The sequence below is a fragment of the Agrobacterium albertimagni AOL15 genome (assembly GCF_000300855.1).
GTDB classification, from domain to species: domain Bacteria; phylum Pseudomonadota; class Alphaproteobacteria; order Rhizobiales; family Rhizobiaceae; genus Allorhizobium; species Allorhizobium albertimagni.
In genome coordinates, this window is record NZ_ALJF01000006.1 from 449644 (window position 1) to 462358 (window position 12715).

The window sequence follows — 12715 nt, forward strand, 5'->3', positions numbered from 1 at the left end:
GGATCAAACCTTCTCGACTTCCGGACGCCCGAGGATACCGGTGGGCTTGAAGATCAGCACGAAGGCCAGAATGCCGAAGGTTGCGACATCCTTGTAGGCGATGCTGAAATAAGCGGACCACAGGGCTTCGATCAGGCCGATCAACAACCCGCCGATGACGGCACCCGGCAGCGAGCCGATACCACCCAGAACTGCGGCCGTGAACGCCTTGACGCCGGGAATGAACCCGTCGTGGAAGCTGGCGACGCCATAATACATCAGATACATCGTGCCGGCGACAGCCGCGAGCGCAGCGCCCATGACGAAGGTGATGGAGATGGTACGGTCGACGTCGACGCCGAGCAGAGCCGCCATTTTGCGGTCCTGTTCGGTCGCACGCTGAGCGCGACCAAGCGGCGTCTTGTTGACGATGTACCAGAAGCCAGCCAGCAGGACGGCCGTGATCACAACAATGATCACCTGCTTCAACGCGACGGTGATGTTACCGAAATGCAGGACATCGCTGACCAATGGCGGGATCGGCTTGTTGCGCGGACCCTGCGAGATCTGAATGAAGTTGGAAAGAACGATCGACATGCCGATCGCCGTGATCAGCGGCGCAAGGCGGAACGAACCGCGCAGCGGCCGATAGGCGACCCGTTCGATGACCCAATTCCACAGGCTGGTCATCAGCATCGCGACGATCAACATCACCAAAAGGGCGATCGCCACGGGAACACCGGCAAAGAAGGATGTCAGGATCAAGAAGGCGATGAGAGCGGCAAAGCCGCCGAGCATGAAAATGTCACCATGGGCAAAGTTGATCATGCCGATGATGCCGTAGACCATCGTATAGCCGATAGCGATAAGGCCATAGATGGAACCAAGAGTCAGCCCGTTGATGAGCTGCTGGGCAAAGTACTCCATATATTATCCCCCGGACGCGCCTTACTGTTGCGTCTCATTTTGTTATCCCTTGCGGGCATAGGCGTCGGTGGATTCCATATCGCTTTGTCCGAAAATGTGAAGCCAAAAAGGCAGGCATCGGGCAAAATGTTACTGTTAACAGGTACTTTGACCCCTGAAATGACAGGTCACACAAAAAAGCAGCAGAAAAAGCTTATGAAATCAGCAGGTCGCCGGGGCGACCTGCTGTCAATCGCATGGAACTAAAGCAAGCCCATTTATGTCAAAAACGGTTCAGTTTCTCATTCGCGACCCGTTCGCGTCAAAAAGCGACTGAGGCTGAAGGCGGGCCGGCAGGATTTCCCCAAGAATCTCCACCTCCCAGCCGTCGATTTCGTCGGCCATTTCCTTCGGAACATAGCCGATGGCGACCGAGACCCCGCTCGGATGGGCAAAGCCGCCCGACGTCACCCAGCCGCGCACCTCACCCTTGTACGAGATCGGCTCGTCGCCGATGACATCCGCATCCTTGGCGTCGACGATGAAGGTGCGGAGCCGAAGCGCCCCACCCGACAGCTTTTCCTCCATCGCCGCCTGCTTGCCGATGAAGCTCGCCTCTTTCTTGAGCGCGACGAAGCGCGACAGCCCGGCTTCGAGCGGCCCGTAGAGCGGACGGTATTCGCGCGACCAGCTGCCGAAGCTCTTTTCAAGACGCAAGGCGTTGAGGGCGCGAAGGCCAAAGAGGGTGATGTTGAACTCGGCCCCTGCCTCCATCAGTGCGTCGAAGACGTAGCGCTGATATTCCGGCCGCATCCAGATCTCGTAGCCGAGATCGCCGGTGTAAGTGACACGCCCCAGCATGACCGGCGCCATGCCGAGATCCATCTCTCGGATCGCCATGAAGGGGAGAGCGGCGTCGGAGACGTCGAGATGGGTGAGCTTGGCGAGCACCTCGCGCGACTTCGGCCCGGCGATCGACAGTCCGACCAGGCTGAGGTTCAATGGCTCGACATCAACAGAACCATCGTCCGGCAGATGGCTCTCGAACCAGCGCATGTGATAATCCTCGGCGATGCCAGAGCCGATGACGAGAAAGTCCTCGTCGTCGAGATTGGCAACGGTGAAGTCGCCGATCAGCTTGCCGGCCTCGTTCAGCATCGGTGCCAGCGCCATGCGGCCGACCTCCGGCAGCTTGCAGGCGAGCATGTGGTCGAGCCAGGCGCGAGCCCCCTCCCCGCTCACCATGTATTTGGCAAAGCCGGAGGTCTCCATCAGGCCGACGCCGTCGCGCACGGCCTTGGCTTCTCGTCCCACGGCCTCGAAGTCGGTCGAGCGACGCCAGGAGAAGGCATCTTCGACGCCTTCAGGTGCAAACCAGAGCGGCGTTTCCAGACCATAGGACGCGCCGAACACGGCACCGGCAGCCTTCAGCTTGTCGTAGACAGGCGTGGTCAGCAGCGGCCGCGCGCCCGGCAGCTCTTCGTTCGGATAACGGATCGAGAAGCGGCGGGAATAATTCTCGCGCACCTTGGCATTGGTATAGGCAAGCGTCGCGTAGTCGCCGTAGCGGCAGACATCCATGGCAAAGACATCGAAACCCGGATCGCCCTCGATGATCCAGTTCGCAAGTGCCAGCCCCACGCCGCCGCCCTGAGAGAAGCCGGCCATGACCGCGCAGGCCGACCAGTAGTTTGTCATGCCGCGTACCGGACCGACCAGCGGGTTTCCATCCGGCGAGAAGGTGAAGGGGCCGTTGATGATCTTCTTGATGCCGGCATTGTTGAAGGCCGGGAAATGCCGGAAGCCGATTTCCAGCTCACTGGTGATGCGCTCCAGATCTTCCGCCAGGAGTTCATGGCCAAAGGTCCAGGGCGTCTCGATCGGCGACCACGGACGGCAGTCCTTTTCATAGGTGCCCATTAGCATGCCGTTGCGCTCCTGGCGGATATAGATCTCGCCGTCGAAATCGACACAATGCATCAGCTCCTTGCCGGTGGTCTTGTTGAACTCGATGACCTCGGGCATGTCCTCGGTGATCAGATACATGTGCTCCATGGCGAGCACAGGAAGCTCCAGCCCGACCATGCGACCGACTTCGCGCGCCCAGAGACCGGCTGCATTGACGACATGCTCGGCGCGGATCTCGCCCTTGTTCGTGATCACCCGCCAGGTGCCGTCTTCCAGCTGCACCAGATCCTCGACCTTGGTGTGCAGATAGATTTCGGCGCCGTTTTTCTTGGCCGACTTCGCATAGGCATGGGTGGTACCATAGGGGTCGAGATGCCCCTCATGCGGATCGAAGACCGCGCCGACGAACTGCTTCGGGTCAAGAAGCGGCATCATCTCATAGGCTTCCTGCGCCGAGATCAGCGTCGCCTCGCCGCCGGCATACTTGCCCTTGGCGAGCAGCGACTTCATCCAGTCGAAGCGCTCCTTGGTGGCGGCCAGCATCAGGCCTGATGTCATATGCAGACCGATATCCTGGCCCGAATATTCCTCGATTTCCTTATAGAGCTCGACCGTGTATTTCTGCAGCTTGGCAACGTTCGGATCGCCATTGATCGTGTGCATGCCGCCTGCCGCATGCCAGGTGGAGCCTGAGGTCAGTTCCGAACGCTCCAGAAGCACCACGTCGGTCCAGCCGAATTTGGTCAGGTGATACAGCACCGAACACCCGACGACACCCCCGCCGATGACGACGACACGTGCATGGCTTTTCATGGAAAACGCTCCCCTTGGCAGCAATGATTGATGCGACAAAGCTAGATCGGGCACGTGAAAGTCAGAAGACCATGCTGCGACGAAACATGTCGCATCGGTAACAGGGAGTGTTCCGAGGGCGGCGTGCAGCACTGGTGCAGGTGTCAACCAAACCCGACACCAACCACTCTATTTTAAGGGTTCGGTAAGTTAGCAACTATAATCTTATCAATGCGGCGACATCTTCCCGGCCGTTCCCAAAACCAGAGACCCGCATGTCCCTTTTCGCCTTCGGCAGCGATGCCCGGTCAATCCTAAACGCACTCGAAAAATCCCAGGCCATCATCGAATTCGATCTCGAAGGCCGCATTCTCCACGCCAATGATAACTTCCTGAAGGCGATCGGTTATCAGTTGAGCGAAATCGTCGGTCAGCATCACCGGATGTTCGTCACGGAGGCGGAGGCCGGTTCGGCGGAATACAAACAATTCTGGCGCAATCTGGCAGCCGGCAATTTCGATCAGCGCCAGTACAAACGGATCGCCAAGGGCGGCCGTGAAATCTGGATCGAGGCGACCTACAATCCGGTTCTCAAGGGCGACCGTCCTTATAAGGTCGTCAAGTTCGCCACCGACATCACCGCGATGAAGTTGAAGTCGCTGGACGCCGAAGGCAAGCTTGCAGCCCTTGATCGCGCCCAGGCCATCATTGAATTCACGCCGAAGGGCGAGATCCTGCACGCCAACGAGAACTTTCTCGGCGCCATGGGCTACACCTTGTCCGAAATCGTCGGACGCCATCATTCGATTTTCTGCGATGCGGACTACGCAGGTTCCGGTGAATATCGGGAGTTCTGGCGCGGCCTCGGGGAAGGCCGGTTCGTCGCCGACCAGTTCACCCGTTTCGGCAAGGGCGGCAAGAGGATCCATATCCAGGCCTCCTACAACCCGATCATGGATGTCGACGGCAGGGTTCTGAAAGTGGTCAAATTCGCCACCGACGTGACGGAACGCACCCGCGTCATCGAGGAGCTTGGCGCTGGCCTCGGTCGTCTCGCCGAGAGCAATATCCGCATCACCCTCGACAAACCCTTCAGCACCGAATTCGAACCGCTGCGGCGCGACTTCAACGCATCCATCAGCGCGTTCCAACAGACACTATCCGGCGTGCTCGACCAGACGCATGAACTGGCCCGCAACGGCAGCGCCATGAAGAACTCGGCAGAAGAGCTTTCCGGCCGGACCCACCAGCAGGTCGTCGCTCTTGAGCAGACGGCAGCGGCTTTGTCAGAAGCCACGGTGAAACTGAGGGCCGCGACCGAACAGACCCGAGAGACCCGTCAGATCGCAACGGAAGCACGCGCCGCCGCCACCTCTTCCGTCGCCGTAGTGGGCGACACCGTGAGCGCGATGCAAAGGATCGAGGGCGCCTCCAACGAGATCGGAAAGATCATCGGCGTCATCGACGAGATTGCCTTCCAGACCAATCTGCTCGCGCTCAATGCCGGCGTCGAGGCTGCCCGTGCCGGAGAAGCCGGCAAGGGATTTGCCGTCGTCGCCCAGGAAGTGCGTGAGCTCGCCCAGCGCTCGGCCAATGCGGCGAAGGAAATCAAGACGCTGGTCAGCACCTCGGCCAACGAGGTTCAGGAAGGTGTGCGCCTCGTCGGCGAGACGGGCCGCGTGCTTCAGGAGATCGAGAAATTTGTCTCGGCCATCGGCAAGAACGTCGATCGTATCGCCACCTCTGCGGCAGAAGAGACGGCCGCCCTCGATGCCATCAACGGTGCCGTCACCGATGTCGACGGCATGACGAAGGCGAACGCAGCCATGGTCGCCCAGTCGACCGAGATCAGCCGAGCGGTCTCGGATGGTGCCTCGGTGCTTGCCGAGCTCGTCAACCGCTTCAAGCTCAACCGCCGCGGCGATATCCGCGAGGGCGCCAAAGAGGTCTGGACACCGGCCGAACGGGCAGCCCGTCTGCGGACCACCTCCTACCGCGCCGCCTCCTGAGGCGGGAGAAATCCGTCCTGCGGAGTTCAAACCGCTCTAGATTGTGGCCGCCCGCGCTTCCCCAGCGCGGGCATTCCTTGTCTCCCCTGCTCGCCATTCAGCGTGCGGGCAAGGCCCCGACAATAAGGTCCATCACCAGCGGCACCCGCCCGCGCAACTCGTCTTCCAGGGCTTGGCCGGACAGGTTGAGCATCAACGCGCGCAGATGGATGGAGCCGAGCAGAGCCGAGACGAGCAGGTCCGCAAGGGTTCGGCTGTCGTAGCCCGGTGGCAGGCGAAGGGATGGATCGCTGGCAAGAGTTCTCGCGACATGGTTCATCGTCTTCTCGACGCAGTCCCGGTAGAAACGCTGCGCCAGTTCAGGATATTTCACCGATTCCGCGATCACCAGCCGGGTCAGGGTGATCTGCCGGGGTGAGAGGATGGCCGATGAGACATCCTCCAGAAGCCGGCCCAACCTCATTTCCGGTCGCTCGTCTCCCTCCCCGTTCCTGATCTCGATGACGGCCACGTCATGACTTTCGACCAGCGCCCAGAAGAGGGACGCCTTGTCCGGAAAGAACTTGTAAACCGTCTTCTTGGCCATGCCGCAGGCGCGGGCCACCTCCTCCATGGTTGCATCGCCATAGCCGAGACTGTCGAAAACCGTCTCCGCCGCCTGCAATATCAATGCCTTGCGGTCGTCGTCCGCAAGGCTTGGCGGCCGTCCCACCGTGGCTGATGCCGTTGTCATGCCTGCCATCCCACGAGATTTCGATTGACAATAAGAAACGTTTGCGTTTCCTATCCCCATAAGGAAACGATATCGTTTCCAATCCAATCTTTCAATCCCCGCCGCTGAAGAGAAGACGCCATGACGAACAAGAACACCGCGCTTGCGATCGCGCTGGGAGCCATCTGTGCTCTCGGCCCTTTCGCCACCGACATGTATGTCGCCGCCATGCCCCGCATGGCACAGGATCTTGCCACCACGGATGCCAGCATCCAGCTGAGCATGATGACGTATTTCGCCGGCTTCACGCTCGGCCAGCTCTTCTATGGTCCCGTCTCCGACAAGACCGGCCGCAAGCCGATGATCTATCTGGCGCTTACGATCTTCGTTCTCGCCTCGCTCGGCTGTGTGCTGTCGACCGGTGCCACGGAACTGCTCGTCTTCCGTTTCCTCCAGGGCATCGGCGGCTCGATCGGCATGGTCATCGCCACCGCCTCGATCCGTGACGTGCATACCGGACAGGCCGCCGCCCGCCTGATGTCCATGGTCGTGCTGGTGCTCGGCATCGCCCCGGTTCTGGCACCCCTGCTCGGCAGCCTCGTGCTGGAGGTCGGCGACTGGCGCCTGATCTTCGCGCTGCTTGGTGCACTCGGTGTGGTCGTCGCTGTCATCACCGTCACCATGCTCCCGGAAACGCGGATGGCCGAACTGCGCGCCAAGAGCCGCCCGGGCGACGCTTTGCACTGGTATGGCCGCCTGCTCGTCACCCGCAGCTTCATTCCCTATGCAGGCGCCCTTGCACTCGCCCAGGGCGGCTTCTTCGCCTATATCGCCGGCTCGTCCTTCGTGCTGATCAATGTCTACGGCCTCTCGCCACTCGCCTATTCGGTGATCTTCAGCCTGAACGCCATCGGCATCGGCATCGGCGCGCAGCTTGCCCCGCGCCTTGCAGAGCGGATCGGCGTGCGCGGCGCGGTGAAGCTTTCGGCAACAATCTATGCGGCAGCCGGTCTCATTCTGCTCGGCCTGCAGCTTGCCGGTATTGCCTCCCTCATCCCGGTCTGCATCCTGCTCTTCATCATGGTGATGGGCGTCGGCGGCATCATGCCAACCTGCAACATCCTCGCCATGGAATCCCATGGCGCCATCTCGGGCACGGCAGCGGCGCTGATGGGCGCCCTCGGCTTCGGCGCCGGCGCACTCGGCAGTTTCGCCATCGGCGTGCTCGATGATGGCACGGCGCTTCCGCTGATTGCCGTCATGGCCGCCTGCGCTGTCGCGACCGCCCTGATTGCCATCTTCGCCTTCGGCCCCTCGAGGGTCACGCACGAAGCCGCAATCTGACACATGGGAAATGAAAAACCGCCGGCGATGTGCCGGCGGCTGATAAGCTCAGAAGGCTAGGATAGCTCAGCCCCGCCGCAGCGTGAACTCCGTCAACTCCGCCGGCACGCCGATCCGAAGCGCGAAGCCCGGCCACAGACCCGTGCCGTTATTCACATAGAGCTGCATGTCGCCCACCTGGTAGAAACCGGAAACGAAGCCGTTGTTCGCCCGGGCGACGATCTGGTCGAGGCCCCGGATCATTCCGCCATGGGTGTGGCCTGAAAGCTGGAGGGCGACCCCCTGCTCAGCGGCCCGGTGTGCGAGCCGCGGCTGGTGATCGAGCAGGATGACCGGGACATCCGCTGGCGCATTTCGCAAGGCAGCCCGTAAATCCGGCTCCAGAGCACCTGTCGAGCGCGCCGAAAGGTCGGTGACACCGGCCACGATGAGACGCCCCTCCCCGCGTTCGATCACTGCATGCTCATTGGCGAGAATGCGCATGTTGATTTCAGGGAAATGGCCGAGCCACCGGTCGATGTCGAAGAAGTATTCGTGATTTCCGGGGACCGTCAAAACGCCGTCCCGAGCCGTCAGCCCGCCAAGCGGCGCGATGTCCTCGCGCCGGATGTCGAGACTGCCATCGATCAAGTCACCGGTGATGACGATAAGGTCGGCATCGAGCGCATTGGTCTTCTCGACGACAGCGGCAGCCCAGCCCCCCGTGAACAGGCGGCTGATATGCATGTCGGTGAGTTGCACCATGCGATAGCCGTCGAATTCGGGTGCAAGTCCCGGGATCACGACCTCGATCTGCTTGAGCGGCGGCACTCGGATCGCCTGGGAAATGCCGAAACTGGCAAGCAGGACGGCGGCGATGCCCATCGTGTAGCGCACTTCCGCCGGAACGGCGGGAAACGACCATTTGACGGCAAAGATCAGGAGACTGACCAGATCGAGAGCCACCTGCATCATGGCGAGCAGCACGATCGCGCCGAAGAACAGGTTGAAGCCGATGACCAGTGGGCGCGGAAACTCCGGCGCGAACACCGAGCCGGAGGTGAAACGGCTGAACAGATGGTATTGCGACGCCACGAGCAGGAAAGCGGCGAGCAAGACTTTGACCATCAACGGCCACGGCAAGGGGGCGATGAAGCGGGTTGCCACGATCAGCCATGGCAGGGAGAACATCAGATGAAACATGCGGGGGCGGGATCCTTTGTGCCGCAAACGCCGGAAGAGCGTCGGCGGATCACCGAGACATAGGGTGGTCAGCCCCTCACGCAAACCCCGCCGTCAGCGCAAATTCCCGGCCCATCTCGCGCAGCTCGTCGAACAGGAAGCCGGCAAAGCTGCGCATCACGATGATTTCGAAGCTATCCTGGCCTGTGCGGGCGAGGTTGGCTGCGACATGGCAGATCTGGCAGTTGGTCGACTGGCCGATTTCGAAGAGATCGGCATGCAGGTCGAGCGCCGTGCATTTGCCAAGGATCGCCCGAACTTTTGGCCCGTGAATCTGCAGTACTACACGCCCGTCGGTCTGGTCGACGAAAGACGCGCGGTTTGCACCTAGGTCAGCCAGTTGCCGCGCGATCGTGTCGGCGGCGACGATCTCGCTGACGACAAGCCATTCGCCGGGGCCGCAGACACGCACATGGACATCTTCAAGCGTGGTCAAAGCCTCGTCGATATCGGCCTCATGGCCCTGATGGGCAAGCACGGAAAAGACGGAGACGGCCCGCAGGATCGCGAGATGATGCGGATTGGGTGTCGCCTCGAAACCGGAAATGTGGTCCTCGAGCACGTGACGGGCAGCATAGGTCACCGGCATGGCAGGGTCCTCACAGGTACAGTTTCTTGTTGTCGGGATCGTAGAAGACGGGGCTGACGACTTCCGCCAGCACTTCCGAACCACGCAGCCCATCCCAGACGACGATCTTCTCGCCCAGCCGCTCGCGGCCGGATTTCAGGAAGGCAAGACCGATCGTGTGTCCCAGCGTCGGCGAATGGCAGACGGACGACACCCAGCCCTGGTCGTTCAGCGTCGACGGCTTGACGTTTTCCTTCAAGAGATGCGCACCGGCAGCGAAACTCTTGTCGTGATCGACAGGTTTCAACCCGACGAGCTGCGGACGATCGGCAGCGGTCAGGCCAAAACGGCTCGACAAGCGCTTGCCGATAAAGTCAGGCTTCTGGGTCGAGAACATTTTGCCAAGGCCCACATCGTCGGGCGTCGTGCGACCGTCGATTTCGCTGTGGGTGATGAAGCCTTTTTCGATGCGCAGCACGTTGAGTGCCTCGACGCCGTACGCACAGATGCCATGCGGCTTGCCGGCGGCCATGATCGCATCGGCGACCGCCTCGCCGAAGTTTGCGGGTACCGCCACTTCGAAGGCGAGTTCGCCGGAGAAGGAGATCCGGAAGAGCCGCGCCTTCAAGCCCCCCTTGAGCAGCACTTCTCGCGCCGAAAGGAAGGGGAAAGCCTCGTCGGAGATATCGTCTTCGATGATCTGCTCGAGGATGATCCGAGCCTTCGGCCCTGCGACCGACATCTGCGCCCACTGATCGCTGGAGGAGACGAAACGCACATTGAGATCCGGCCAGAGAACCTGGGCGCAGAATTCCAGATGCGTCATCACCTCGCCGGCATAGGCCGTCGTCGTGGTCATGAAGAAATGTTCGTCCGACAAGCGGCTCGTCGTGCCATCGTCGAAGATCATGCCGTCTTCGCGCAGCATCAGCCCGTAGCGCGCCTTGCCGACCGGCAGCTTGAGGAAGGCATTGGAATAAACGCGGTTCAGGAATTCGGCGGCATCCTTGCCGAAGATCTCGATCTTGCCGAGCGTCGAGACATCGCAGATGCCGGCATTCGCCCTGATATTCAGCACTTCCCGGTCGACCGCCTCGCGCCAGGTCTTCTCGCCATCGCGCGGAAACCAGGAGGAGCGATACCAGAGGCCGGACTCGACGAAGACGGCGCCGTTCTTCTTTGCCCAGCCATGCAGCGGCGAGGTGCGCACGGGACGAGAGTGTTCGCCACGCGAGGTGCCCGCCATCGCGCCGAAGGAAACCGGCGTATAGAAGGGCCGGAAGGTCGTGGTGCCGATTTCGGCAGGCGAGACACCGCGCATGCCTGCCATGATGCCGATGGTGGCAACATTGCCGAGCTTGCCCTGGTCAGTCGCCATGCCGCCGGTCGTGTAGCGCTTGGTATGCTCGACATGCCCCATCGCCTCGCGCTGGGCAAGGCTCAGGTCCTTCACATGCACGTCGTTCTGGAAGTCAACGAAGGCCTTGGACTTGGCGCCCGGCACATACCAGAGAGGTGCGAAGGAAGCGTCATATTCACCCTCGACTTCGGGCACGTCGACCGTGCCGACCAGACGACCGAGATCGCCGATCGCCTCATGTGCCTTGTCAGCGCCATCGCGCAGAACAGCGGCAAGCGAGGCATGACCGGCAGCCGAGCCTGCGATCCGCAATCCGTGGCCGACATCGGGCGCCAGAAACGCCTGGTGTTCCTCCGACCAAGTGGGCTTGGCACCGCGCTGGCAGGCGAGATGCACGATCGGGCTATAGCCGCCGCTCATCGCCAGCGCATCGCAGGCGATCTCTTCCTGATGGCCGACGCGTTCGGCAAGCAGGCTTTTGAGACGAAGATGGCCTGATGTGTCGACAACGGAGCCGCCGCGGATGACCCGCACGCCGGAGGGCACAACATCAGAAGACTGTGTCCGCCCGTCGATGATGGCCGCAACGCCGACGCCGGCCGCAACCAGATCGGCTGCCGTGCGATAGCCCGCACCGCCATTGGTGAAGATGGCGACGTTCTGGCCGGCGGCCACGCCGTAGCGATTGAGATAGGTCCTGATGGCACCCGAGGTCATCACCCCTGGCTTGTCGTTCCCGCCGAAGACCAGCGGCCGCTCTTCCGCACCCGATGCGAGGATCGCCCGCTTGGCAACGATGCGCCAGACGCGCTCGACAGGCAGATCGCCAGATGGCTGCGCAACATGCTTCTGCACCTTTTCGACGGCGCCGAAGACATTGTCGTCGTACCAGCCGAACACCGTGGTGCGCGGCATCAGCGTAACATTGGAAAGGCTCTTGAGCTCCTCGACGACGGAGGCCGCATACTCGGCCGCAGGCACGCCGCCGACGGTGACGCGCTCGGACAGCAGCGATCCGCCCAGCCGGAACCCTTCATCCGCCAGGATGACACGAAGCCCGGCGCGCGCCGCAGCCCGTGCCGCCATCAGACCGGCCGGACCGGCACCGATCACCAGCAGGTCGTAATGCGCCCAGGCCTTTTCGTAGCGATCGGGATCGGTGAGAAACGGCGTCTTGCCGAGACCGGCGGCTTTGCGGATGATCGGCTCGTAGAGTTTTTCCCAGAACGCCTTTGGCCACATGAAGGTCTTGTAGTAGAAGCCGGCCGAAAGGAACGGCGACAACAGGCTGTTGACCGCGCCGATGTCGTATTTCAGCGACGGCCAGCGGTTCTGGCTCTTGGCTTCGAGCCCCTGATAGAGTTCGGCCACGGTAGCGCGCGTATTGGGCTCGGTGCGCCCTTCGGCTCCGATCGTCACAAGCGCATTCGGTTCGGCAGAACCTGCCGTCACGATGCCGCGCGGACGATGATACTTGAACGAGCGCCCGACGAGCAGCTGGTCATTGGCGATCAGCGCAGAGGCCAGCGTATCGCCCTCATAGCCGGTATAGGTCTCACCATCGAACGAGAAGGAGAGCGTGCGGGCACGATTGACGAGCCCGCCGGAGGAAAGCCTGTAGCCGGTCATCGCGCAGCCTCCTTCGCGTAACCACGCACATCGATCACGCTATAGACCTCGTGACTTGCGGCATTGTCGCGCTCGACGACGAGCCAGCGCCGGCAACCGCTCGTATGGTGCCAGTGCTCGATGATCCGGCCCTTCGGGTTGTCGCGGAGGAAGACGTAAGCGTTCCAGGCGTCGTCAGTCGCTGTGGGCGCCGGGCGCACCGGGCTGGCGTCACCGCGAATGCTGAACTCTTCCTTGGGACGGACGCCGCAATGCGGACAGGTGATCAGGCTTGCCATGGCGATGTC

General features: G+C 61.6%; 9 protein-coding genes. 2 read left to right on the forward strand and 7 right to left on the reverse strand.

Features of this window, described 5'->3' with window-relative positions; translation table 11 throughout:
* Window positions 1-3 precede the first annotated feature (3 nt).
* A complete protein-coding gene (locus tag QWE_RS09210) occupies window positions 4-906 on the reverse strand; it encodes a branched-chain amino acid ABC transporter permease (protein ID WP_006725839.1) in 903 nt (300 codons plus the stop codon).
* A gap of 273 nt (window positions 907-1179) precedes the next feature.
* Window positions 1180-3606, reverse strand: coding sequence for a GcvT family protein (locus QWE_RS09215; protein WP_006725840.1), 2427 nt, complete (start codon window positions 3604-3606; stop codon window positions 1180-1182).
* Window positions 3607-3860: 254 nt separating this feature from the next.
* On the opposite strand from QWE_RS09215, the gene QWE_RS09220 reads away from it, so the two are divergent.
* Window positions 3861-5594 (forward strand): methyl-accepting chemotaxis protein, encoded by a 1734-nt coding sequence (locus tag QWE_RS09220; protein WP_006725841.1) that lies wholly within the window; start codon window positions 3861-3863, stop codon window positions 5592-5594.
* 97 nt (window positions 5595-5691) lie between these two features.
* On the opposite strand, the gene QWE_RS09225 is transcribed toward QWE_RS09220, so the two are convergent.
* Window positions 5692-6327: a TetR/AcrR family transcriptional regulator gene (locus QWE_RS09225; RefSeq protein ID WP_157790695.1), complete on the reverse strand. Its 636-nt coding sequence runs from the start codon at window positions 6325-6327 to the stop codon at window positions 5692-5694.
* A gap of 120 nt (window positions 6328-6447) precedes the next feature.
* Between QWE_RS09225 and QWE_RS09230 the strand changes: the two genes are divergently transcribed.
* Window positions 6448-7650, forward strand: a complete 1203-nt coding sequence (locus QWE_RS09230; RefSeq protein ID WP_006725843.1) for a multidrug effflux MFS transporter — start codon at window positions 6448-6450, stop codon at window positions 7648-7650.
* A gap of 66 nt (window positions 7651-7716) precedes the next feature.
* Here the strand turns inward: QWE_RS09230 and QWE_RS09235 are convergent, their stop codons facing one another.
* The 4 genes from QWE_RS09235 to QWE_RS09250 form a co-directional block, all read right to left on the reverse strand.
* Complete coding sequence (locus tag QWE_RS09235; protein WP_006725844.1) at window positions 7717-8832, reverse strand: metallophosphoesterase; 1116 nt, start codon at window positions 8830-8832, stop codon at window positions 7717-7719.
* Window positions 8833-8908: 76 nt separating this feature from the next.
* Window positions 8909-9460, reverse strand: a complete 552-nt coding sequence (locus QWE_RS09240) for a sarcosine oxidase subunit gamma (protein WP_006725845.1) — start codon at window positions 9458-9460, stop codon at window positions 8909-8911.
* A gap of 10 nt (window positions 9461-9470) precedes the next feature.
* Window positions 9471-12428, reverse strand: a complete 2958-nt coding sequence (locus QWE_RS09245; RefSeq protein WP_006725846.1) for a sarcosine oxidase subunit alpha family protein — start codon at window positions 12426-12428, stop codon at window positions 9471-9473.
* Entirely contained in the window at window positions 12425-12706 is a 282-nt protein-coding gene (locus QWE_RS09250) for a sarcosine oxidase subunit delta (RefSeq protein ID WP_006725847.1), read from the reverse strand. Before QWE_RS09250 ends, QWE_RS09245 begins: the two co-directional genes overlap by 4 nt.
* Between the last annotated feature and the right edge of the window lie 9 nt (window positions 12707-12715).